The sequence below is a fragment of the Brevundimonas sp. UBA7664 genome (genome assembly GCF_002483305.1).
GTDB lineage: Bacteria > Pseudomonadota > Alphaproteobacteria > Caulobacterales > Caulobacteraceae > Brevundimonas.
Genome location: NZ_DLHQ01000065.1, coordinates 1 through 22,934, shown reverse-complemented (window position 1 = coordinate 22,934; position 22,934 = coordinate 1). Strand labels below are relative to the sequence as shown.

Annotated in this window: 22 protein-coding genes; 19 read left to right on the top strand and 3 right to left on the bottom strand. The window is 64.4% G+C overall.

Features of this window, described 5'->3' with window-relative positions; genetic code table 11:
• Positions 1-12 precede the first annotated feature (12 nt).
• From tviB to B2742_RS15370, 18 genes are all read left to right on the top strand, one after another.
• A complete protein-coding gene (gene tviB / locus B2742_RS15455) occupies positions 13-1,290 on the top strand; it encodes a Vi polysaccharide biosynthesis UDP-N-acetylglucosamine C-6 dehydrogenase TviB (RefSeq protein ID WP_292068073.1) in 1,278 nt (425 codons plus the stop codon).
• A gap of 23 nt (positions 1,291-1,313) precedes the next feature.
• Positions 1,314-2,261 (top strand): Gfo/Idh/MocA family protein, encoded by a 948-nt coding sequence (locus tag B2742_RS15450; protein ID WP_292068070.1) that lies wholly within the window; start codon positions 1,314-1,316, stop codon positions 2,259-2,261.
• On the top strand, positions 2,261-2,845 hold the full coding sequence (locus B2742_RS15445) for an acyltransferase (RefSeq protein WP_292068068.1): 585 nt from the start codon (positions 2,261-2,263) through the stop codon (positions 2,843-2,845). Before B2742_RS15450 ends, B2742_RS15445 begins: the two co-directional genes overlap by 1 nt.
• Positions 2,846-2,891: 46 nt before the next feature.
• Positions 2,892-4,271 (top strand): lipopolysaccharide biosynthesis protein, encoded by a 1,380-nt coding sequence (locus tag B2742_RS15440; protein ID WP_292068066.1) that lies wholly within the window; start codon positions 2,892-2,894, stop codon positions 4,269-4,271.
• Positions 4,272-4,419: 148 nt separating this feature from the next.
• Complete coding sequence (locus tag B2742_RS15435) at positions 4,420-4,836, top strand: acyltransferase (RefSeq protein ID WP_292068064.1); 417 nt, start codon at positions 4,420-4,422, stop codon at positions 4,834-4,836.
• Positions 4,837-4,854: 18 nt separating this feature from the next.
• Complete coding sequence (gene hisH, locus B2742_RS15430) at positions 4,855-5,493, top strand: imidazole glycerol phosphate synthase subunit HisH (protein WP_292068062.1); 639 nt, start codon at positions 4,855-4,857, stop codon at positions 5,491-5,493.
• Positions 5,486-6,247 (top strand): HisA/HisF-related TIM barrel protein, encoded by a 762-nt coding sequence (locus B2742_RS15425; RefSeq protein WP_292068060.1) that lies wholly within the window; start codon positions 5,486-5,488, stop codon positions 6,245-6,247. Before hisH ends, B2742_RS15425 begins: the two co-directional genes overlap by 8 nt.
• Positions 6,244-7,362: an N-acetyl sugar amidotransferase gene (locus B2742_RS15420; protein WP_292068057.1), complete on the top strand. Its 1,119-nt coding sequence runs from the start codon at positions 6,244-6,246 to the stop codon at positions 7,360-7,362. The genes B2742_RS15425 and B2742_RS15420 overlap by 4 nt, the downstream gene beginning before the upstream one ends.
• Complete coding sequence (gene wecB / locus B2742_RS15415; RefSeq protein ID WP_292068055.1) at positions 7,362-8,471, top strand: non-hydrolyzing UDP-N-acetylglucosamine 2-epimerase; 1,110 nt, start codon at positions 7,362-7,364, stop codon at positions 8,469-8,471. Before B2742_RS15420 ends, wecB begins: the two co-directional genes overlap by 1 nt.
• Complete coding sequence (locus tag B2742_RS15410) at positions 8,468-9,568, top strand: CapA family protein (protein WP_292068053.1); 1,101 nt, start codon at positions 8,468-8,470, stop codon at positions 9,566-9,568. Before wecB ends, B2742_RS15410 begins: the two co-directional genes overlap by 4 nt.
• A gap of 5 nt (positions 9,569-9,573) precedes the next feature.
• The gene (locus tag B2742_RS15405; RefSeq protein ID WP_292068050.1) at positions 9,574-10,629 is read left to right on the top strand and encodes an ATP-grasp domain-containing protein; all 1,056 of its coding nucleotides are present in this window, start codon (positions 9,574-9,576) and stop codon (positions 10,627-10,629) included.
• On the top strand, positions 10,626-11,969 hold the full coding sequence (locus B2742_RS15400; protein ID WP_292068047.1) for a glycosyltransferase: 1,344 nt from the start codon (positions 10,626-10,628) through the stop codon (positions 11,967-11,969). The genes B2742_RS15405 and B2742_RS15400 overlap by 4 nt, the downstream gene beginning before the upstream one ends.
• Positions 11,970-11,972: 3 nt before the next feature.
• Positions 11,973-13,229 (top strand): O-antigen ligase family protein, encoded by a 1,257-nt coding sequence (locus B2742_RS15395; RefSeq protein WP_292068045.1) that lies wholly within the window; start codon positions 11,973-11,975, stop codon positions 13,227-13,229.
• A complete protein-coding gene (locus B2742_RS15390; protein ID WP_292068044.1) occupies positions 13,226-14,359 on the top strand; it encodes a glycosyltransferase family 4 protein in 1,134 nt (377 codons plus the stop codon). Before B2742_RS15395 ends, B2742_RS15390 begins: the two co-directional genes overlap by 4 nt.
• A gap of 101 nt (positions 14,360-14,460) precedes the next feature.
• Complete coding sequence (locus B2742_RS15385; RefSeq protein WP_292068042.1) at positions 14,461-15,459, top strand: NAD-dependent epimerase/dehydratase family protein; 999 nt, start codon at positions 14,461-14,463, stop codon at positions 15,457-15,459.
• Positions 15,459-16,091, top strand: coding sequence for a sugar transferase (locus tag B2742_RS15380; RefSeq protein WP_292068040.1), 633 nt, complete (start codon positions 15,459-15,461; stop codon positions 16,089-16,091). The genes B2742_RS15385 and B2742_RS15380 overlap by 1 nt, the downstream gene beginning before the upstream one ends.
• Positions 16,088-16,723, top strand: a complete 636-nt coding sequence (locus B2742_RS15375) for an acetyltransferase (RefSeq protein ID WP_292068038.1) — start codon at positions 16,088-16,090, stop codon at positions 16,721-16,723. Before B2742_RS15380 ends, B2742_RS15375 begins: the two co-directional genes overlap by 4 nt.
• Positions 16,716-17,891 carry a DegT/DnrJ/EryC1/StrS family aminotransferase gene (locus tag B2742_RS15370; protein ID WP_292068036.1) on the top strand — a complete coding sequence of 392 codons (1,176 nt, stop codon included), beginning with the start codon at positions 16,716-16,718 and terminating at the stop codon, positions 17,889-17,891. The genes B2742_RS15375 and B2742_RS15370 overlap by 8 nt, the downstream gene beginning before the upstream one ends.
• On the opposite strand, the gene acs is transcribed toward B2742_RS15370, so the two are convergent.
• Complete coding sequence (gene acs, locus B2742_RS15365; RefSeq protein ID WP_292068033.1) at positions 17,888-19,834, bottom strand: acetate--CoA ligase; 1,947 nt, start codon at positions 19,832-19,834, stop codon at positions 17,888-17,890. The two genes, B2742_RS15370 and acs, sit on opposite strands and share 4 nt — an antisense overlap.
• Before the next feature lie 220 nt (positions 19,835-20,054).
• On the opposite strand from acs, the gene B2742_RS15360 reads away from it, so the two are divergent.
• Complete coding sequence (locus tag B2742_RS15360; protein ID WP_292068032.1) at positions 20,055-20,285, top strand: hypothetical protein; 231 nt, start codon at positions 20,055-20,057, stop codon at positions 20,283-20,285.
• Positions 20,286-20,362: 77 nt separating this feature from the next.
• Here the strand turns inward: B2742_RS15360 and B2742_RS15355 are convergent, their stop codons facing one another.
• Complete coding sequence (locus tag B2742_RS15355; RefSeq protein WP_292068030.1) at positions 20,363-22,015, bottom strand: MFS transporter; 1,653 nt, start codon at positions 22,013-22,015, stop codon at positions 20,363-20,365.
• Positions 22,016-22,076: 61 nt separating this feature from the next.
• Positions 22,077-22,934: homoserine dehydrogenase (locus B2742_RS15350; RefSeq protein ID WP_414633078.1), on the bottom strand; the 858-nt coding region annotated here is incomplete at its 5' end.

The window sequence follows — 22,934 nt, the reverse complement described above, 5'->3', positions numbered from 1 at the left end:
GGAGAATGCCAGTTGTTGAGGCTTGATGAAGCCAGGATCGCCGTCCTGGGATTGGGATATGTCGGTCTGCCGCTGGCCGTGGCCTTCGGTGGACGCTGGCCGACCGTGGGGTTCGACATCAACACCACGCGGATCGAGGAACTGCGCCGCGGCCAGGACCACACCCTGGAAGTCGATCCTGAAGAGCTGGCCGCGGCGAGCGGGCTGAGCCTGTCCAGTGATCCGGCGGATCTGGCGGACTGCAACGTCTTCATCATCACCGTGCCCACGCCGATCGACGCCGCGAAGCGGCCCGACCTGGGCGCATTGATCAAGGCCAGCGAGACCGTGGGCCGCGCGCTCAAGCGGGGCGATGTCGTGATCTATGAGTCCACCGTCTATCCGGGCGCGACCGAGGAGGATTGCGTGCCCGTGCTGGAGCGGGTGTCAGGCCTGACATTCAACTCCGACTTTTACGCCGGCTACAGCCCGGAACGGGCCAACCCCGGCGACCGCGAGCATCGCCTGGCCACCATCATGAAGGTGACCTCCGGCTCGACGCCCGAGGCCGCCGACTTCGTCGACGGGCTCTATCGCGCGGTGGTGACGGCCGGCACGCACAAGGCGGCCTCTATCAAGGTCGCCGAGGCCGCGAAGGTCATCGAGAACACCCAGCGCGACCTGAACATCGCCCTGGTCAATGAACTGGCCATCATCTTCAACAAGCTCGGCGTCGACACCGAGGCGGTCCTGAAGGCGGCGGGCACCAAATGGAATTTCCTGCCGTTCCGGCCCGGTCTTGTCGGGGGGCACTGCATCGGGGTCGACCCCTACTATCTGACCCACAAGGCGCAGTCCGTGGGCTACCACCCGGAGGTGATCCTGGCGGGCCGACGCATCAACGACGGCATGGGGCAGTACATCGTCTCCGAGCTGGTGCGGGCCATGATCGCCAAGGGGATCGACGTCAGCAAGGCGCGGGTGCTGATCCTCGGCCTGGCGTTCAAGGAGAACTGCCCCGACCTGCGCAACACCCGGGTGGTCGACATCATCGAGACCCTGCGCGGCTACGGGGTCGCGGCCGAGGTCCATGATCCGTGGGTCGACGCCGCCGAGGCGCGCCGCGAGTACGGGATCGAACTCGCCGGGGCGGCCGAACCGGGCGCCTATGACGCGGTGATCGTCGCGGTCGCGCACAGCCAGTTCAGGGACATGGGACCGGCGGCGGTCGCCGCGCTCGGCAAGGAGCGCGCCGTGATCTATGATCTCAAGCACATCTTCGACGCCAGCCAGTCCGACATCAGACTATAGAGAAAAAACCAGTGAAGCCGCAGATGCAGAACTTTGCTCTCATCGGGGCTGGCGGCTATATCGCGCCCCGGCACATGACAGCGATCAAGGAAGTCGGCGGCAAGCTGGTCGCGGCTCTCGATCCCAATGACTCGGTCGGCGTTCTCGACTCCCATTTTCCGGAGGCGGACTTCTTCACCGAGTTCGAGCGCTTTGACCGGCATATCGACCTGCTGCGCCGACGGGGCGATGACGACCGGATCCATTTCGTTTCGATCTGCTCGCCCAACTATCTGCACGACTCCCATATGCGGTTCGCGCTGCGGGCCGGGGCGGACGCGATCTGCGAGAAGCCCCTGGTCCTCAATCCGTGGAATCTGGACGGCCTGGCCGAGGTGGAGCGGGATACGGGCCGTCGCATCAGCACCATCCTGCAACTGCGGCTTCACCCCGCGGTTCAGGCGTTGCGCGAGCGGACCCTCGCGGGGCCCAACGACCGCAAGGCCGAGGTCGACCTGACCTACATCACCTCGCGGGGGCACTGGTATCTGCAGAGCTGGAAGGGCGACGAGCGCAAGTCCGGCGGGATCGCCACCAATATCGGCGTCCACTTCTATGACATGCTGCATTTTCTCTACGGCGCGCTGCAGCAGAACGTCGTCCATCTGAACGAACCGACGAAGGCGGCCGGGTATCTCGAGTATGAGCGCGCTCGCGTGCGCTGGTTCCTGTCGATCGATGTCAACGACGTGCCCGAGGCCGAGCGGGCGAAGGGCAAGCGCACCTATCGCTCGATCACGGCCGACGGCGAGGAGATCGAATTCTCCGACGGCTTCACCGACCTGCACACCCGGTCCTACGACGCCATCCTGGCCGGTCGCGGCTTCGGGCTGGACGACAATCGCGCGGCGATCGAGACGGTCTCGACCATTCGTTCCGCGCCGGTTGTCTCCACGGGCGAAATGCACGCCTTCGTGCGGGGCGCGCGCTAGTGTCCGTTTCGGTTCACCCCAGCGCCATCGTCGACGACGGCGCCCGGATCGGAGAGGGGAGCCGTGTCTGGCATTTCGTGCATGTGTGCGGCGGCGCCCGCATCGGCCGCAATGTGTCGCTGGGCCAGAACGTGTTCGTCGGCAACCGGGTCACGATCGGCGATCGCTGCAAGATCCAGAACAATGTCTCTGTGTATGACGGCGTGACGCTGGAGGACGGGGTGTTCTGTGGCCCCAGCATGGTGTTCACCAATGTCTACAATCCTCGCGGCCTGATCGAGCGCAAGGACGAATACCGTGAAACCCTGGTGCGCAAGGGCGCGACCCTCGGCGCCAACTGCACCATCGTGTGTGGAGTCACCGTGGGCGAGTACGCCTTCGTCGGGGCGGGGGCGGTGGTCAGCCGGGACGTCCAACCTTTCGCCCTGATGGTTGGAGTTCCGGCTCGCCAGATTGGCTGGATGAGCGCCTTTGGAGAAAAGCTGGACCTGCCCGTTCGGGGCGAGGGCTCGGCTACCTGCCCCCGGTCAGGGGAACGCTACCTCCTGAGCGGCTCGCGGCTCGTTTGGGAGAATCCGCAGTGACGGATCCAAACGCTCAGCAGGAGAGCATGTCTCCGGAAGCTGATGCATGATTGGGCCGCGTCACGCACGACCGTTTATTGCCTCGGTGATCGCTCGACTTGGCAGCGATACTCATCTCAAGGCGGTGGGTCTGCTGGTGGGTGGAACCGCATCGGCTCAGCTATTGGGCTTGCTGGCTCTTCCCGTACTGACCCGGATATTCAGTGCCGAGGACTTCAGCGTTCTGGCCGTATATGTGGCCATTTTGACCTTGGTCGGGGCAGTTACCTGCATGAGGTTGGATGCCGCTATTCCTCTGCCCGAAGACGAAAGCGAGGTGTTGAACCTTCTTTTGTTGGCGCTGTTGAGCGCGGCGCTGGTAACCGTTCTGCTCGCCGTGACGATTATTTTATGGGGCCCCGTCCTGGCGACGGCCATGGGGCGACCTGACTTTGCGCCCTTCCTCTGGCTGGTTCCCATCGGCGTGGCTTTCGCCGGCCTCTATTCGGCGTTTCAGTATCTGGCGGTGCGGCAGAAGGAATTCGGCGTGATCGCACGCACCAAGCTCACTCAAGCCGTCGCGGGCTTGGGGGCTCAGGTGGGGTTGGGTCTGGCCGGGGCCGGGCCCGTCGGGTTGATGATTGGACATGCACTGATGTCCGGCGCCGGCGTTCTGGCTCTCGCACGGCGCACCCTGCGCTCGGGAATGATGCAGAGTGGTTGGCCGTCGTGGATCGCCCTGGGGGCGACGCTGAACAGGTACCAGCGCTTTCCGAAATTCTCGGTGGCGGAAGAGCTGGCCAACAACGCCGGCATCCAGCTTCCCGTGCTGCTCATCGGCATCTACCTGCTCGGACCGGAGGCGGGCTTCCTGTTTCTGGCGATGCGGGTCGTCGGTACGCCGATGACGGTGATCGGAGGCGCGGTGTCCCAAGTCTATTACGCTCATGCTGCGCAATATTACCGGGAAGGGCGTCTGGCCGAGGAAACCGCGAGCGTGTTCCGGCGCCTGTCAATCTGGCTCGTCCTGCCCATGGCCGCGCTAGGACCCTTCGCTCCCGATGTTTTTCGGGCCGTGTTTGGACCGGATTGGGAACGGGCAGGCGTGCTGCTGGTCTGGATGGTGCCCTGGTACGCGTTTCGTCTCATCGCTTCGCCGATATCGATGGTGATGCATGTGAGGATGAAGCAACATCTGATGCTGTATCTCACCATCGGCGGGTTGTTGTTGCGCGTTGTTCCGCTGGTTATTATTTTGGGGTGGCGTCCCGAATATGCGTCGTTCACATACGCCCTCACAAGCGCAGTTTTCTATGCATTAATTTCCGTGGTGTTTCTCTCGGTGGCTGGAATTTCGCGACAAGCGCTGATGCGGCTTGTGGCGGGGCCCGTTTTCTTGTGGGTTGCTGCCGGTTCCGTTTCCTACATTATAGCGCAAGCGATCTGATATGCGTGTAATCCTTAAATCGATTGCATCGGCGCTCAAACGGCCGAGTCATTTTATTCTCAAGCTGTTCTTCGACTCGAGATATCTCACAGGTCGGCACTTTGATGGATCATTGGCCGGGTACGCTTGGGGCTTTCGAGCGATCTGGGTGAGGAACATCCTGAAGTTGGATCGGGCCTATCCGTTTCCAGTCGCTCTGGGCGCGAGGATATCGAACCCGGACAATCTGACCTTTCATCCCGACAATCTTGATAATTTCCAGTCGCCGGGCCTGTATCTCCAGAACTTTTCCGGACATGTGACGCTGGGGCATGGCTGCTATCTGGCCCCCAATGTCGGAATCATCACGGCCAATCACGACCCCCGCCATCCCGACACACACCTGCCGGCGGAGGATGTGGTTATCGGCGAGCACTGCTGGATCGGCATGAACAGTGTAGTTCTTCCGGGGGTCATTCTCGGGCCGCGAACGGTGGTCGGCGCCGGGAGCGTGGTCACGCGACCATTCCCGGAAGGCAATTGCATCGTGGCCGGAGCGCCTGCGCGGGTCATCCGCAGGTTTTGAACGAGTGAAGGGCGAGAAATGAACTTACGACAAGATGCTCGCATCCGCATCGTTGACTACGGCCAAGGCAATCTGGGCTCGATCCGGAACATGTTGCTGCGACTGGGCGCCGAGAGCGAGGTCACGCAGGATCCGGCCGAGATCGAAACCGCGACCCATCTGATCCTGCCCGGGGTCGGCGCCTTCGACCGTGGCATGAAGGCGATCGCGGACCGCGGGCTGCGTGAGGTGCTCGACATCCAGGCGCTCGAGCGGCGCATCCCCGTGCTGGGAATCTGCCTGGGCGCGCAGCTGATGACGCGCGGCAGCGAGGAGGGCGGCGGCCAGCCCGGTTTCGGCTGGTTCAACGCCGAGGCCCGGCGCTTCAAATTCGAGCCCCCGGCGGCGCGGCGGCCCATCCCCAATATCGGCTGGCGAACCACGCGCGCCGAACGCCCCGATACGCTGGCGCGCGGACTCGAGGATGAGTGCCGGTTCTACTACGTCCATTCCTATTATCTGGTCGCCGATGACCCCAGGGACGTCGCCCTGACCGCGTCCTACGGGGCGGAATTCGCGGCCGGCCTGCAGCGGGACAACCTTTACAGCGCCCAGTTCCATCCCGAGAAGAGCCATCGCTTCGGCATGACCTTTCTGAGGAATTTCGTGCATGTTTGAGGATCGCCAACGGATCATTCCCGTCCTGCTGCTGGACGGGGAGGGTCTCGTCAAAACGCGCAAATTCGCCAACCCGACCTATCTCGGCGATCCCATCAACACGGTGCGCATCTTCAACGAGATGGAGGTCGATGAAATCGTCCTTCTCGACATTCGCGCCACGCGTGATCGTCAGCCGCCGCAGTTCGAACGGTTGCGCAGCATCGCCGAGGAGGCGCTGTTTCCCCTCGCCTACGGCGGCGGCCTGACCCGGATCGAGGACGCGGCGCGGATCATTGAATCCGGCTTCGAACGGGTTGTGATCAATACGGCCTTCGACACCCACCCCGACTTCGTCCGCTCCATGTGTTCCGAACTCGGCGCCTCGACGGTGGTCGGTTCGATGGATGTGCGGCCACGCCTGATGCGCGGTCCCGGCGTGTTCGTCTCGGGGGGGCGACGCGCCGTATCCGTCGGCGTGGTCGACTGGGCGCGCCGGATCGAGGATTTCGGCGTGGGTGAGATCATGATCAACGCCATGGATCGCGATGGCGAGATGACGGGATATGACACCGACCTGATCGCCCTTGTGGCCTCGTCAGTGTCCGTGCCTGTAATCGCCTGTGGCGGCGCGCCGTCCTTCTCGGGCATGCAGCCCGCGTTCGAGGCCGGGGCGTCCGCGGCGGCCGGCGGCGCCGTATTCGTATTCAAGGGAAAGCACCGTGGCGTGCTGATCCAATACCCGCATGCCACGGAACGGGAGGGCGAGAATTGACTTCGCTAGGCTACCAGATCTGCAAGACCTGCGTCATGGACTCGACGATGCCGGGGACGGTTTTCGACGAGGACGGCGTCTGCAACAACTGCACGGAGTTTCCGGTCAAGGCAGCGCAGCACTGGAAGCCTGACGCGGAGGGCGCCAAGCGGCTGGACGCCATGCTCGCGCGCATCAAGGCGCAGGGCGAAGGCAAGGAATATGACTGCCTTCTGGGGCTTTCGGGCGGCGTCGACAGTTCATTCCTGGCCTTCAAGCTTCGCGAATGGGGGCTGCGCCCCATGGTGCTGCACGTCGATGGTGGGTGGAACACCGAACTGGCCGTCGCCAACGTTCGCCGCATCGTCGAGGCCAACCAGTACGATCTGGTGACGGAGGTGGTGAACTGGGAAACCATGAAGGACCTGCAGCGCGCCTATCTTCGCGCCGGCGTCACCAACCAGGACGTGCCGCAGGACCACGTCTTCATCGCCTCGCTGTTCCACTATGCGCGGCGCCACGGCATCAAATCCATCATCAGCGGCCACAATTTCGCGACCGAGTCGACGCCCATGCGCTGGCAGCATCCGGCGATGGACGTGATCAATCTCAAGGCCATTCACGCCCGGTACGGGGAAAAGCCGCTGCGCGGCTACCGGACCATCGGCGGGTTTGAGTACTTCCTGTTTTCCCCCGCCTTCCGCCGGATCAAATTCTGCCATCCGCTGAATCTGATGCCTTACGACAAGGAGGAAGCGATCCGCTTCCTGGAGGGGCACGGCTGGAGGAAGTACCCGCGCAAGCATGGGGAATCCATCTTTACACGGATTTTCCAGGACTACATTCTTCCGGTCAAGTTCGGCATAGACAAGCGGCGCGCGCATCTGACCAGCCTGATCCATGGGGGCAGCATGTCGCGCGACCAGGCCTTGGCGTTGCTGCAGGAGCCGCACTACGATCCGGTAGGCATCCGCCGCGAGATCGAGTTTTTCTGCCGGAAACTTGGCATCGAGGTGAGTGAGTTCGACAAGCTGATCGCCGAACCGCAACGAAGCCACAAGGACTATCCCAATTGGGACAGGTACATAAAGCTGATGGAACCGTTCAAGTCCGCCATCATCAAGTTGCGTGGTTGATGATGACGTCTGGAGCCCCCGTCAGCATCCTCACCATCGTCGGCGCGAGACCGCAGTTCATCAAGGCGGCCGCCGTGTCGCGTGCGATCGCGGCGCGCCACGACGTCACCGAGACCATCGTGCATACCGGGCAGCACTACGACGCCAATATGTCGGACGTCTTCTTTGACGACCTGGTGATCCCCCGGCCCGGCCGGCATCTCGGGATCGGCGGCGGCGGTCACGGGGCGATGACGGGCCGGCAGCTGGAATTGCTCGAAGGCGTGTTGCTGGAGACCATGCCCGACTGGGTCCTGGTCTATGGGGACACCAACTCCACCCTCGCGGGCGCGCTGGCCGCGGCGAAGCTGCACATACCGGTGGCCCATGTCGAGGCGGGGCTGCGGTCGTTCAACCGGAGAATGCCCGAGGAAATCAATCGGGTCGTGACTGATCACGTGTCCACCCTGCTCTTCGCCCCGACCGCGACGGCCCGGTCGCACCTGCTGGCCGAAGGCATCAAACCGGACGCGATCCGTCTCGTCGGGGACGTGATGTATGACGCGGCGCTTTTCTACCGGGACCGGGCGCGTATGCCCGAAGGCTTCAGTGAACTGGGTCTGGCCCCGGGCGGCTTTGTCCTCGCCACCATCCACCGGGCTGAGAACACCGATGACCCGGACCGGCTGGCCGCCATTTTCAGGGGCCTGGCCGGCAGCGGGCAGGATGTCGTCCTGCCGCTTCATCCGCGGACGCGACAGGCTCTCGCTTCGCTGAACATCCCGATACCCGACCGGATCCGCGTCATTCCGCCGGTCGGCTATCTGGAGATGGTCTGGCTTGAACTCAACTGCGGTTCGATCGCGACGGATTCCGGCGGCGTTCAGAAGGAAGCCTATTTTCACGGGAAGCCGTGCGTCACGATGCGTGACGAGACCGAATGGGTGGAACTGGTGGAGGCGGGCTGGAACACCCTGGTCGGCGCCGACGCGGACGCCATCTCCGCGGCGCTGTCCGATCCCCGCTGTCCGCCGGGCAGGGCTGAGCTATACGGGGACGGGACAGCGGCGGAACAGGTCCTCGATCACCTCGTCGCCTCGGGTAGCAGCCAGAACAGAACGCCGACATGAAGATTGCCCTGCTTGGAGACATCGCGCCGTTCGGCCGCTGTTGCGTTCGTGAACGGCCGAATCTGCTCTCGGAACTCGACAAGGTCGCGGAGGCTCTGCGCGACCATGACGTCGTGATCGGCAATCTGGAGACCCCATTCATCGGCGACGAAAGGCCTGTGGGATCAAAATCCGCGCACGTTAAATCTCACCCGGACAACGTGATGATCTTGCGTCATCTGGGCGTCACGCACGTCACTCTGGCGAACAACCATATCTTCGATTACGGCGTTGCCGGCTATAGACGCACGGTTGATCTGCTTGAGAAGAACAATATTGGCTGGTTTGGAACCGAAGGTCGTTCGCTTCGGCTGGAGGTTGACTCCGAAAAGATCGCCCTGCTGGGCTACTGTTCGCTCAATACCAATCCGTCCCAGCAAACGATGGCCCGCAAGCAAGGCCTGAACCTGCTCGACGTCGATCGCGTCATGGCGGACATGGAAGAATGCCGTCAGTCAGGCCATCTTCCGATCGTTGCGGTCCATTCGGGCCAGGAGCATGTGCATACGCCCAGTTCCGAAGATGTGGCTTTCGCGAGAAAACTGGCATCCAAGTACAGCTACGTGTACTACGGGCATCATCCACACGTCATCCAGGGCAAAGAACGCGTCGACGGATCCCCGATCTTCTACAGTCTGGGGAATTTTCTGTTTGACGATGTCTACACGCCGCGCGATCCGGACAAGCCGCTGATCCGACTGTCCGAGGCGAACCGCACCGGGATCGTGGTGTCGCTGGATGTCCGGAATGGCGCGGTCCAGTCCTCCCGTGTGCTGCCCATCCATATCGGGCCGGATCGCATAAGGTTTGGTTCCGAAGTATCGGGATTCGCCGCTGACGAGTTCGATCCGGCGCTGCTGACCGCAGGGAGTGACGACTATAACGCCAGCCGGGGCGCGGCCATCGCGTCATACATTGGCGGACGCCGCAGTCTGCGCGACATGAAGTGGTATTTGCGCCGCCTGAATCCGGGTTCGGCCGGCATTATTCTGGCCGCGCGACGCAATGCGAAGAGGCACGCGGAGATATTCTCGTCGAAAGTCAGCCGGTGGTCGTAGCTCAAATGAAACAGACTACCGTCGCCGTTGTACGATCTGACTTTCACGAAAAGCACAGTAGTTCGTGGGGAACCGAGTGGATTCAGGCATGTGAAGACATGGGCCTGAATTGCTCCCTGATCGACTGGAGGTCCCTGGGGGCGTTCGAACGGCTCGCGTCCCATGACATCGTGTTATGGCATTTCAGTCATTACTCGGCAGACGAAATGCGGTTTGCACGCCCTATTCTTGCGGCGCTCAAACTGCGGGGCTGTACCGTGTTTCCGGACGCCGCGGACGCGGATCACTTCGATGACAAGGTGGCGCAGGCCTACCTGCTTCAGGCTCTGGGTCTTGATACGCCAAAGAACTACACCTTGCACAGCCGCAAGGCGGTCGAAGACTGGATAGATGATGTTGGTGTATTCCCGGTTGTCGCCAAACTACGCGCTGGCTCGGGCTCCAGCAATGTTCAATTGGTGAAATCAAAAGAACAGTTGTTGGGCTACGCGAAAAGAATGTTCGGCTCCGGGTTCCGAAGCCGACCGGGAGCCTTGTTCAAGATCAAGTCCAATCTGTCATCGTCCCGCTCAATGACGGACATAATGAAGAGGCTCAGGCGAGCGCCGGAGTTTCTGTTCTCATGGTTGAACGCGGGCAACCTGCCTCGTGAAAACGGCTATGTGTATCTTCAGGAGTTCATCCCGGGCGTCGACTATGATCTGAAGATCGTGGTTGTCGGTGGGAAGCTAAGCTACATTTGCCGGGCCGTACGCGCCGGTGATTTCCGTGCCTCCGGCGGCGGCAACCTTTATTATGATCGGGCCATGGTGACCCCGCAGATCGTCGCGGCTGCTTTCAAGGCCGCCGCGGCTCTGAAGTCTGACTGTACCGGCTTCGACATGATCATTGACCCGAGAGACGGTCGGGCGGTTATTCTGGAGGTCAGCTATGGTTTCTCGCATACGGCGCTTATGGCCGCCGGCGAGTATTGCGACCGGAACGGCCGCTGGACCCGGAAGCCGCTCAACGCCCCCAGGGCATTGCTGAAAGCGCTTCTGGACAGAGTTGAGGGCGCATGAAGCTCCTCTTTGTTGTGACCGCCTTCTACCCGGAGCAGGCTATCGGCTCGGTACGGATCACCAAGTTCGTCAAGTTTCTGGAACGATCCGGGCATGACGTCACGGTGATTTCGCTGGAGCCCGCGCCCTGGGCCGCCCGGGACGAAAGCCTCCACTTTCCGGCTCTGGACCGGATGCGCTGGATCACGGTGCCCCAGAGCGCCCTGTTCCAGCGCGTCTTTGTTCGCGCCCGCGTGGCCACGATAGGCAGCCGCGCCGCAGTCACCGGCGGCGGACAGCCTGGAAATCGCGTTTCCGTGAGCGCGCGGATCAAGATCGCCCTGCAGGCGGCCTACACCTCGTTCAAGGCTCTGGATTGGCTCATTCAGGTTCGAAAGGTCGCCCGGTCCCGTTTTCCCGGTGAACGGTTTGACGCCATCTTCACCAGCTACCCCAGTTTTGGCTCGCCATTCTCCGGAATCATGCTGAAGCGGATGGGGTTGAGCCGCACCCTCATGATCGATTTCCGCGACCCCGTCAGCTACGGAGCGCTGTCCCGGTTCAGTCCGGGGCGCATGCTTGAACAATGGCTGGTGCGGCAGGCGGATATCGCCTCTTTCGTATCGTCCGGCGTTCGCACGAAGGTTATCGGCGAGCTGAAGTCAGACCCCCCGGTCTCAATGGTCGCTTCCAACGGTTATGATCCGGACGACCTTGTGGAACTCGAACCTGTTCTGGACATCAAGCCGGATCCGGCAGCGCTGCACTTTGCGTATGTCGGATCGCTTTATGGCGGCAAGCGGGACTTGAGCCCCCTGTTTTCGGCGATGGCCGCCCTCGTCGAGCGCCGCCCTGAACTGGCGGGGAAAGTCTTCTTTCATTATGCGGGACAGGAGGGGGCGCTGTTCCGAAAACAGGCCGCTCCGTTTGGATTCGAGAACCAGGTGGTCGACCGCGGCCGAATTTCACGGGCGGCGTCTTTGGGTTTGCAGCAGGCCGTCGACATCTGCCTTCTGGCCACATGGAACTCGCCGGAGGACCAGGGCGTCCTGACAGGCAAGATCTTCGAGTCCTTTCTCCTGCGCAAGACGACTCTGGCCATCGTCAACGGCCCGCTGGCTGGAAGTGAGATATCCAGTATTATAGAGGCGACCGGCGCAGGATTTTGCTTTGAACAAGCCGCTCCGGGTGACGGGATCAAGCTGGTCGACTGGTTGGAAGGCTGCGCCGTGAGGAAATCGCACGCTGGCGAGATCGGCAACTTCTACACGGACAGCGTCGACCGCTATTCTATTCAAAACATTGTCAGTGAATTGTTCGCGAGCCGGACGATTGCGCCATCGACAGCTGAGGTAGGATAGGTCGTGAAACTTGGGTACCCGAGCGTCCGTCTGATCATAATCATCGCAGCGCTGGTGATTCCCTTTACCTCGCTCAGATTTGGCCCTGTAGGTTTGGGAGAGATACTGGTTGTTGTTGCGAGCGCCCTGCTGCTTGTATTGAACGGCGGTCGAATTCAGGTCAACAACTCTGTTTTTCCTCTGGTGCGCTTCTGGTACGTTTATCTTTTTGTTATAAGTGTCGGTTTTGCGTACAATATCGTAGTCTTGGATCATGCTAGCGGAACATTTCCCGGAGCCGCCTTTGATTTCGCTTCATACGTAGTTATATTGGGGGCGATTATCGTACTTGGTGACAGGAACCTGTTCATAGGTACGTCACCGGAGCGGTTTTTCACGACAATATTTGTCTGCTGGACTATCGCATACTCCGCTCTCTACCTGCTCAGCTTTGTAACGCCACAAATTTTTGGCCTGCCTTTGCGGTACTACAACCATTTCTCGCCCTTGGTTGATAATGTTCACCAGGCAGCAATGGTTACGGCCGCAATGCCGTTCGTCATGTGGCATCTGGGCGTTCTGCGCGGCCCGATAATGTTCCGGCTGTTCTGTTTTGGCACCGGTGCGTTATTCGTGAAGATGGCGCTGGAGTCCGGGTCAACCAAGGCCTTGGTCGCCGTGATCGTCGGCGGCGCCGTCAGCGCCCTGTTTATTGTTTTCGGACTGCTGACGCGGCGAGGCGGCTGGATGCTCAAGGCGTCAGCCCTGGTGGCCGTCGCGGCCGCTTCAGTCTTGCTGGTTGTCGCCAATGCGGATTCAATCGTTCCGTTCGCGACGCAGTTCTTCCAGGACAACGATGGCGCTCATGCGCGTGAAGGCCTGTATTCCATCGGCTTCCAGCATGCCATGGATAGCATCATAGTCGGTTACGGACCCGGCCCTCACATTCTGTACGACTTTTTCGGAGAGTATTCGGACGCGCACAATACGATACTGACGATCGTCCTACAGGGAGGACTGGTCGCCATAATTGCGGCATTGATGGCTGTTTACTCTATCGCCAAGCGGACAGCGTCATCGGCATTTCTTATCGCCACTCTCTCTTCCATCGCGATATACATGATTGGTGGCGATATCCTTCGGCGGTTGCCGATCTGGATCATAATCGTCGGGGTTCTGTATCTGTCTCGCTCCGCGAACGGATCGGCGAAGGCCGTAGGCGTCGACCGGGCGGCCAACGGGAGTCCGGAAACGGGCTTTCTTCGGCAAAGATTGTCGTGAGCGAGGGCATGCGGCTCGTCATGCTGGCCTCGCACGCGCCGTCGCTGGTCAATTTCCGCGGCCCGCTGATCGCCGAACTGATCCGTCGCGGCTGGCGGGTGACGGCGGTGGCGCCCGATTTCGATGAGGCGACGCGGAGCGCGCTCACGGCCCTTGGCGCCCATTGCGCTGATGTGCCCATGGGCCGCACCGGCATGAACCCGCTCTCCGATCTGGCATATCGCAAGAGCCTGATCGCCCTGTTCAAGCGCGAGCAGCCCGATGTGCTGCTGGCCTATACGATCAAGCCGATCATATGGGGCCTGCTGGCTGCGCGAGCGGTGGGAATCCGACGGTGCATCGCGCTCATCACGGGTCTCGGCTACGCCTTCACTGACGGTGTGAAGGGGGGGCTGACGCGGGTGGTCGCGGGCGCCATGGCCTCGAACCTCTATCGCCTGGCGTTGGGGCGGGCCGATCGGGTGCTGTTCCAGAACCCGGATGATCGCGATCTGTTCCTGGAGCGCGGCCTGCTGCGCGATCGCGGCCAGATCGCCGTCGTCGATGGTTCGGGCGTTGATCTGGCCCACTACCCCCCCGCGCCACTGCCCGCCGAACCGAATTTTCTGATGATCGGGCGACTGCTCGGCGCCAAGGGCGTGCGCGAGTATGCGGCGGCAGCGCTGGCGCTCAAGGCCCGCTTTCCGCAGGCCCGGTTCCAGCTGGTCGGCTGGCGCGACCCCGGCCCTGACACGGTCGGCGAGGATGAGCTGAAGTCCTGGATCGATGGCGGCATCGAGCATCTGGGCCGTCTGGCCGATGTGCGTCCAGCCATCGCCGCCGCCCGCATCTATGTCCTGCCGTCGTATCGTGAGGGCACGCCGCGTTCGGTGCTCGAGGCCATGGCCATGGGGCGCCCGGTCATCACCACCGACGCGCCGGGCTGCCGGGAGACCGTGGTCGACGGGGTGAACGGACTGCTGGTCCCGCCGGGCAATGCGGTGGCGCTGGAGGCGGCCATGGAGCGCCTGTTGCTCGAGCCCGAACTGGCCGAGGCCATGGGCCGGGCGTCGCTGGACCGGGTCCGCGCACGTTATGACATTCACCGGGTCAACGCCCAGATTCTCGCCGCAGTGTCCGACGGACAATAGCCCGTTGGTCGGCATCAGCGCTGGCTCCCCGTCGGGGCGTTTGGTAAGCACGGGCCGACTTGGGCTTGCCCGGCCAGGACAAGGCCGATGAGGACGACTTCATGCGATTTCTGATCACGGGTACCGCCGGTTTCATCGGGTTTCACCTGGCGCGCCGCCTGCTTGAAGACGGACATGAGGTGGTCGGCCTCGACAATTTCTCGGACTACTACGACGTCACCCTCAAGGACGGCCGCAATGCCATTCTGGAAGGTTATGAGAAGTTCCGTGTCGAACGCATCGCCCTGGAGGATGTGGAGGCCCTGAACGCAGCCTGGGCAAAAGCGAAACCCGAGATCGTCATCCACCTGGCCGCCCAGGCGGGCGTCCGCTACAGCATCGACCACCCCGAGGTCTATGTCAGCTCCAACCTGGTCGGGACGTTCAATGTGCTGGAGGCCGCCCGTCGGCATCAGCCGAAACACCTGCTCGCCGCCTCGACCAGTTCGGCCTATGGCGCCAATCTGGAGATGCCGTTCCGCGAGACCGACAAGGCCGTGCATCCGATGACGCTGTACGCGGCGACCAAGAGCGCCACCGAACTGATGGGCCATTCCTACGCCCACCTGTTCGGCGTGCCGACGACCTTCTTCCGCTTCTTCACGGTCTATGGGCCCTGGGGCCGGCCGGACATGGCGCTGTTCAAATTCGCCAAGCTGATGCTCGAGGGCAAGCCGATCGAGGTCTATGGCGAGGGCGAGATGTCGCGCGACTTCACCTATGTCGACGATCTGGTCGAGGCCATCGTGAGGCTGTCCGACGTGGTCCCAGGCACGGCCCCGCCGGTCGAGGGAGACACCCTGTCGCCGGTGGCGCCGTTTCGCCTGGTGAACATCGGCGGCGGCAAGCCGAGCCCGCTGATGGACTATATCGCGGAGCTCGAAGGGGCCCTCGGCCGCACAGCCAGCAAGACGTTCCTGCCCATGCAGGAGGGCGACGTACCCAACACCACCGCCTCGCCCAACCTGCTGGAGCGGTTGATCAACTACAAGCCGGAAACGCCGATCAGCGTCGGCGTGCCGGCCTTCGTCGGCTGGTTCCGTCAACGGTACAATCTGTGATGCCAGACGAGGGGAAGGGGCTGATCCGGCCCGCGCCGCTCAAGCGCCTGATGGATGTCGTCGTCGCCGGCGCCGCTCTCGTCGTCCTGTCGCCCGTCCTGCTGGCGGTCTGGATCGCGGTGCGTCGCCGGATGGGCGCCCCGGCGCTGTTCCGGCAGGTCCGGCCCGGACTGAACGGTCGTCCTTTCGAGATGATCAAATTCCGCACGATGCGCGATGCGCTCTGTCCGGACGGGAGCCCCCTGCCGGACGCGGAGCGGCTGACGCCGTTCGGGCGCTGGCTGAGGGCCACCAGCCTGGATGAACTGCCCGAGCTGTGGAATGTGCTTCGCGGTGAGATGAGCCTGGTGGGCCCGCGACCCCTGCTGATGGAGTACCTGCCGCTCTATTCACCCGAGCAGGCGCGTCGTCACGACGTGCGGCCAGGCATCACCGGCTGGGCCCAGGTCAACGGACGAAACGCGATCAGCTGGGAGCGTAAGTTCGAGCTCGACGTCTGGTATGTCGACCGACACAATTTGTGGCTCGATGTGAAGATCATTGTCCTGACCCTTGGTCGTATACTCAAGCGAGACGGAATTTCCGCTCCGGGCTCGGCGACCGCCGACAGGTTCGAGGGTTTGATCGGGTGAAGCGCTCCCTTGCGATCGTCGGCGCCGGCGGTCACGGCCGCGTCGTGGCGGACTGCGCGGAGGCGTTGGGCTGGGACCGGATCGAATTCTTCGATGACAAGGGCGTCGGGACGGCCTCCGGGCCCTGGCCGGTGATCGGCGCGGTCGAGGCCCTGTTCGAGTGCGCCGGCGATTATGACGGCGTCATCGTCGGCATCGGCGCCAACCGGGCACGGCTGGATCGGCACCGGGCGCTGGTCGCGCGCGGCGCGGCGATGGCGACCCTGATCCATCCCCGGGCCACGGTCAGCCGGCACGCCTGCATCGACGTGGGTACGGTGGTGTTCGCCGGCGCGGCGGTCAATTTCGGCGCCGTCATCGGCCAGGCCTGCATCATCAATACGGGCGCGACCGTCGACCACGACGACCGCCTCTCCGACGGCGTGCATCTGTCCCCGGGGGCCCACCTTGGCGGCGGCGCGACGGTCGGGGAATGCAGCTGGATCGGTCTCGGCGCCTCGGTGCGCGAGGGCGTCTCGATCGGGCGGAATGTCCGCATCGGCGCGGGCGCGGCGGTGATCGCCGCGGCCCCCGACGACGTGGATCTGGTCGGCGTGCCGGCCCGGCCTCTGAAACGGAGCGACGATGCTTGACACCCCCTTCTCCCCCTGGCCCTCGTTCACGCCCGAGGAGATCGAGGCGGTCTCGGCGGTTCTCGCCTCCAACCGGGTCAACTACTGGACCGGCGATCGCTGTCGGGAGTTCGAGAGCCGTTTCGCCGACTGGGTCGGGACCCGCCATGCGGTCGCCCTGACCAATGGCACCGTGGCGCTGGACGTGGCCCTCAAGGCTCTTGGGATCGGCCCCGGCGACGAGGTGATCACCACTTCGCGGACCTTCCTCGCCTCGGCGTCCTGCATCGTCACCGCCGGGGCGATCCCGGTCTTCGCCGACGTCGACGCGGACAGCCAGAACATCACCGCGGAGACCATCGCGGCGGTGCTGACCCCGCGCACCAAGGCCATCATCTGCGTCCACCTGGGCGGGATGCCGTGCGACATGGATCCGATCATGGCGCTGGCGGAACAGCATGGCCTGAAGGTGATCGAGGACTGCGCCCAGGCTCACGGCGCGCGCTATCGTGGCCGCAGCGTTGGGTCGATCGGCCATATCGGGGCGTGGTCCTTCTGTCAGGACAAGATCATGACCACCGGCGGCGAGGGCGGGATGGTCACCACCGACGACCCTGCGCTGTGGTCCTTCATGTGGTCCTACAAGGACCACGGAAAGAGCTGGGAAGCCGTATATGAGCGGGCCCATCCGCCGGGCCCGCGCCTGGTCCACGACAGTTTCGGGACCAACTGGCGGATGATCGAGATGCAGGCCGCCATCGGTCTGGTCCAGCTGGAGCGGATGTCGGACTGGACCGAGCGGCGCACGGCGATCGCTTCGGCGCTGATCGACGTCTGCCGGCGCCACGAGGTGGTGCGGACAGCCCCGGTCCCGAACCATTCGGTCCACGCCTGGTACCGGTTCTATGCCTTCGTGCAGCCGGAACGGCTGGCTGAGGGGTGGACCCGGGACCGGATCATCGAGGCCGTCAACGCCGCCGGCGTGCCTTGCTTCCACGGCTCCGCGTCGGAGGTCTATCTGGAGAGGGCTTTCGACGACACCGGTTGGCGGCCGGCCGAGCGGCTGCCGACGGCCCGGCGGCTGGGCGAAACCGCCATCGCGATGCTGGTGCATCCGACCCTGACCGGGGCCGAGGTGGGCAAGGCCTGCGAGGTGCTCGACGCCATCCTGACCGAGGCCGCCGCCTAACCCGGCTTGCGGTTGCGGACGAGGTCGTCGACCACGCCCGGATCGGCCAGGGTCGAGGTGTCCCCCAGCGCGTCGACCTCACCCTCGGCGATCTTCCTCAGGATCCGCCGCATGATCTTGCCCGAGCGGGTCTTCGGCAGGCCCGGGGCCCAGTGAATCACGTCGGGGGCGGCGATGGGGCCGATCTCCTTGCGGACGTGGGCGATCAGTTCCCGGTGCAGGTCGTCGTGCGGATCGACGCCCGCGTTGAGGGTGACATAGGCGTAGATGCCTTGGCCCTTGATGTCGTGGGGGAAGCCGACCACGGCCGCTTCGGCCACGGCGCCGTGCAGGACCAGCGCACTCTCGACCTCGGCCGTGCCCATCCGGTGGCCCGAGACGTTGATCACATCATCGACCCGACCGGTGATCCAGTAGTAGCCGTCCTCATCGCGGCGGCAGCCGTCGCCGGTGAAATACTTGCCCGGATAGGCGCTGAAATAGGTGTCGAAGAAGCGCTGGTGGTCGCCCCAGACGGTGCGCATCTGGCCCGGCCAGCTGTCGGTGATGCACAGGTTGCCGGACGCCGCGCCTTCCAGCACCGCGCCCTCGGCGTCGACCAGTTGCAGCTCGATGCCCGGCAGGGGCTTGGTCGCCGAGCCGGGCTTGAGGTCGGTCGCGCCGGGCAGGGGCGAGACCAGAATGCCCCCCGTCTCGGTCTGCCACCAGGTGTCGACGATGGGGCAGCGGCCGTCGCCGACCACCTCATGATACCAGCGCCAGGCCTCGGGATTGATCGGCTCGCCGACGCTGCCCAGCAGGCGCAGGCTCTTGCGGCTGGTCGCCTTCACCGGCCCGTCGCCCTCGCGCATCAGGGCCCGCAGCGCCGTGGGGGCGGTGTAGAAGATCTCGACCTGGTGTTTGTCGATCACCTGCCAGAAGCGGCTGTAGTCGGGATAGTTGGGCACGCCCTCGAACATCAGGGTCGTCGCGCCGTTGGCCAGCGGGCCATAGACGCAATAGCTGTGGCCGGTGACCCAGCCGACGTCGGCGGTGCACCAGAAGACCTCGCCGGGCCGGTAGTCGAACACCAGCTCATGCGTCCACGCGGCCCAGAACAGATAGCCGCCGGTGGTGTGCAGCACGCCCTTGGGTTTGCCCGTCGAGCCCGAGGTGTAGAGGATGAACAGCGGGTCCTCGGCGTTCATCGGCTCGCACGGGCAGTCGGCGCTGATTCCATGCTTGGCCTCGCCGTAGCGGACGTCGCGGCCCGCGACGATGGGGATGTCGGCATTGGTGTGGGAGACGATCAGCACCGTCTCGACGATGGCGGCGCCCGGCCGTTCCAGCGCCGCGTCGACATTGGCTTTCAACGGCACGCGCTTGCCGCCGCGCAGGCCCTCGTCGGCGGTGATGACGACCTTCGAGCCGCAGTCCTCGATCCGGCCGGCCAGACTGTCCGGCGAAAAGCCGCCGAAGACGACGGAGTGGACGGCGCCGATCCGGGCGCAGGCCAGCATCGCGACGGCCGCCGCGGGGATCATCGGCAGATAGAGGGTGACGCGGTCGCCCTTCACCACGCCGAGCCCCTTGAGCACATTGGCCATGCGGCAGACTTCGGCGTGGAGTTCGCGATAGGTCAGGCCGCCGGACAGGGTCGGCTCGTCGCCCTCCCAGATGATCGCAGTCTCCTCGCCGCGGGTCGCGAGATGCCGGTCGAGGCAGTTCCAGGCGACGTTGAGCACCCCGTCGCCGAACCAGCGGATGCGGAAGTCGGCCTTGTCGAAGGAGACGTCCTTGATCGCTGTCGGCGGGGTGATCCAGTCGAGACGGCGGGCCTGCTCGGACCAAAAGGCGTCGGGCGTCTCGCGGGCGGCGGTGCGGGCAGCCTCGCAGGCGGAGGCGTTCATGTGGGATCGGGCGGCCCATTCCGCCGGGACGGGATAGAGGTCAGGCTCGGTCATGGCATTTTCCTTTGGTGACATTTGACCACAGCCCGGCTCCGGCCAGAAGGCCGATCAGTCCGAGCGCGGACCGAGCCGTCGTCGCCGGGACGCCCGATCAGACGAAGCCGCCCGGAGGCCCGGACGGGCGCGGCCTGCATGGTGAGACCGGATCGCCTTCGGCGGACCGGTCTGATACAAGCCATGGCCGGCCAGGTTCCGGGCGTATGGAGCCAGCCCATTGGCGAAAGACCGATTCAAGACCAGTCACAGCAGTCCCTGGTTCGCCTGGGCGGTGATTGGCGTGCTTCTTGTGGCGGTCGTCGGGCTGCTTGCAACCTATGTGCTTCGGCCGGGTCGCAGTCCGGCTGAAGATGCGCAAACCGCAGCGGCGATCGGCAAGATGGATCAGGCACAGGGCAAAGCTGACGACGAGCGCGAGGAAAAGCGCAGCGCCGCCGCCCTGTTGTAGGCCCGGCGCGCCGACGACGCGGCCCGGCCTGTCGCTGCGCACGCTGTCCCTGAGACGTCGGGACGAATGCCGGCGCCTCAGCCGTGGATGTCCACATCCTTCCGGTCACGGATGAAGAGCACCCCGACCACAACCGTGACCAGGGCCACCACCACCGGGTACCACAGGCCGTAGTAGATGTTGCCCGTGGCCGCGACCATGGCGAAGGCTGTGGTGGGCAGGAAGCCGCCGAACCAGCCGTTGCCGATGTGATAGGGCAGGGACATGGAGGTGTAGCGGATGCTGGTCGGGAACATCTCCACCAGCGCCGCCGCGATCGGGCCGTAGACCATGGTCACATACATCACCAGCAGGAACAGGATGGCGACGACCAGCGGCTTGTTGACCAGGGCGCTGTCGGCCTTGGCGGGATAGCCGGCGGCGGCCAGGGCGGCGCCGAGGCCGGCCTCCCATTCCGTCTTGCGGGTCTTGAATTCGGCGCGCGGCAGGGCGGCGCCGTCGAAGCTGGTCACGACCGTCTCGCCGATGCGGACCTCGGCCACCGACCCCGCAGGGGCGGCGACGTTGGCGTAGGTGACCCCCGCCTTGGCCAGATACGACTTGGCCAGATCGCAGGCGCTGTCGAACACCGTCTTGCCCACCGGGTCGAACTGGAAGGCGCAGTCGGCGGGGTCGGCGTGGACGCTGACCGGCGCGCTCACCGTGGCGGCCGCCAGCTGAGGATTGGCCGCGCCGGTCAGGGCATGAAACAGCGGGAAGTAGGTCAGGGCCGCCAGCAGGCAGCCCGTCAGGATGATCGGCTTGCGGCCCACCCTGTCCGACAGCCAGCCCCAGAAGATGAAGAAGGGCGTGGCCAGCAGCAGGGAGACGGCGATCAGAATGTTGGCCAGGGCCGCGTCGACCTTTAGCGTCTTCTCGAGGAAGAACAGGGCGTAGAACTGGCCCGTGTACCAGACCACGGCCTGACCGGCGGTCAGGCCGACAAGCGCCAGCAGGACCAGTTTCAGGTTCGGCCATCTGCCGAAACTGTCCTTCAGCGGCGTCGTCGACCCGCGCCCCTCGGCCTTCATGCGGGCGAAGGCCGGGCTCTCGGCCAGCTTGAGCCGGATCCACAGGGAGACGCCGAGCAGCAGGATCGATACGAGGAAGGGGATGCGCCAGCCCCAGTCGAGGAAGGCCGCCTCGCCGACGGCGGTGCGGACGCCGAGGATGACCAGCAGGCTGAGCATCAGGCCGGCGGTGGCGGTGATCTGGATGAAGCTGGTGTAGAGGCCGCGCTTTCCGGGCGGGGCGTGTTCGGCGACATAGGTGGCCGCCCCGCCGTACTCCCCGCCCAGCGCCAGCCCCTGCAGCAGCCGCATGGCGATCAGGATGATCGGTGCAGCTACGCCGATGGCGGCGTATGAAGGCAGCAGGCCGACGACAAAGGTCGACAGTCCCATCAGCAGCATGGTGACGAGGAAGGTGTTCTTGCGCCCCCACAGATCGCCCAGCCGCCCGAAGAACACCGCCCCGAACGGCCGCACCGCGAAGCCGGCGGCGAAGGCCATCAGGGCGAAGATGTAGCCGGTGGTTTCGTTGACGCCGGAGAAGAACTGGACGGTGATGATCGCGGCCAGCGAGCCGTACAGATAGAAGTCGTACCACTCGATCACCGTCCCGACCGAAGACGCGAGGATGACCAGCCGGTCGCTGCGGTCGACGGTGTGTTCGGCGGCGGCGTCCGTCATGCATTCCTCCCCGTCAGGGTCGGAACCCTAGACGGTGGAATCCGGACAGGCGAGAGGCCGGTCAAGGCTCGACAATGTCGAGCAGGTCGGCCCAGACGCTCTCCGCCGTCGGCGTCCGTCCGGCACCGCGACCGCGCGCCGTGAAGACCCGTCCGTCCCCGGTGGTGACCCGCAGGGCGTTCCACTCATCGGGCAGGTCGGCGAACAGGGCGTCGCCGTCCATGGCGCACAGGGCCACGCCGGCCTCCCCGGTGCGAACGTCCAGCCTCGCCAGCTGCCGCACCAGGCCTTCCGGCAAGGCGGCGCCGCTGCTCAGGGCTTCGCGGGCGAGGCCGCTCACGGACAGGCCGCCCTGCAGGGCTTCGTGGCCGAGGATCGCCAGCTTGGCGGCGGCGTCCAGGCCGGTGAGGTCGGCGGACGGGTCCGCCTCGGCGAAACCCGCCTCCCGGGCGGCGGTCAAGGCGTGTTCGAAGGCCTGCCCTTCGGCGAGGCGGTTGAGGATGAAGTTGCAGGTGCCGTTCAGCACCGCCTCGATCCGCATCACCACGCCGTGCGTCCGCGCCCGCCGCACCGTCTCGATCAGCGGCGCGCCGCCGCCGACGCTGGCGGAGTAAAGCAGGCGCGCGCCGGTGCTTTCGGCCAGCGTCGTCAAACCGGGCAGGTCGCCGCCGATCGCCTGTTTGTTGGCGCTGACCACGTCGATGCCCCGCGACAGGGCCGCGCGGATCAGGGCGAGGCCGGTCGAGGCGTCGGAGATGGCCTCGACCACCACATCGGGCTCGCGCGCCAGCAGGGCGGCCGGGTCCGACAGGGCCAGGCCGGGGGGAATGGCCACGTCCCGCGCCCGGGCGGGATCGCGGACCAGAACGGCGACGACCTCGAAGCGGGGATCGGTCAGCAGGCGCGGCAGCACGCCGCC

Excerpts from the sequence above, each read along its gene's own strand:
- B2742_RS15450 (WP_292068070.1), top strand. The coding sequence starts at position 1,314 with ATGCAGAACTTTGCTCTCATCGGGGCTGGCGGCTATATCGCGCCCCGG.
- B2742_RS15440 (WP_292068066.1), top strand. The coding sequence starts at position 2,892 with ATGATTGGGCCGCGTCACGCACGACCGTTTATTGCCTCGGTGATCGCT.
- hisH (WP_292068062.1), top strand. The coding sequence starts at position 4,855 with ATGAACTTACGACAAGATGCTCGCATCCGCATCGTTGACTACGGCCAA.
- B2742_RS15425 (WP_292068060.1), top strand. The coding sequence starts at position 5,486 with ATGTTTGAGGATCGCCAACGGATCATTCCCGTCCTGCTGCTGGACGGG.
- wecB (WP_292068055.1), top strand. The coding sequence starts at position 7,362 with ATGATGACGTCTGGAGCCCCCGTCAGCATCCTCACCATCGTCGGCGCG.
- B2742_RS15410 (WP_292068053.1), top strand. The coding sequence starts at position 8,468 with ATGAAGATTGCCCTGCTTGGAGACATCGCGCCGTTCGGCCGCTGTTGC.
- B2742_RS15405 (WP_292068050.1), top strand. The coding sequence starts at position 9,574 with ATGAAACAGACTACCGTCGCCGTTGTACGATCTGACTTTCACGAAAAG.
- B2742_RS15400 (WP_292068047.1), top strand. The coding sequence starts at position 10,626 with ATGAAGCTCCTCTTTGTTGTGACCGCCTTCTACCCGGAGCAGGCTATC.
- B2742_RS15385 (WP_292068042.1), top strand. The coding sequence starts at position 14,461 with ATGCGATTTCTGATCACGGGTACCGCCGGTTTCATCGGGTTTCACCTG.
- B2742_RS15380 (WP_292068040.1), top strand. The coding sequence starts at position 15,459 with ATGCCAGACGAGGGGAAGGGGCTGATCCGGCCCGCGCCGCTCAAGCGC.
- B2742_RS15370 (WP_292068036.1), top strand. The coding sequence starts at position 16,716 with ATGCTTGACACCCCCTTCTCCCCCTGGCCCTCGTTCACGCCCGAGGAG.
- acs (WP_292068033.1), bottom strand. The coding sequence starts at position 19,834 with ATGACCGAGCCTGACCTCTATCCCGTCCCGGCGGAATGGGCCGCCCGA.
- B2742_RS15355 (WP_292068030.1), bottom strand. The coding sequence starts at position 22,015 with ATGACGGACGCCGCCGCCGAACACACCGTCGACCGCAGCGACCGGCTG.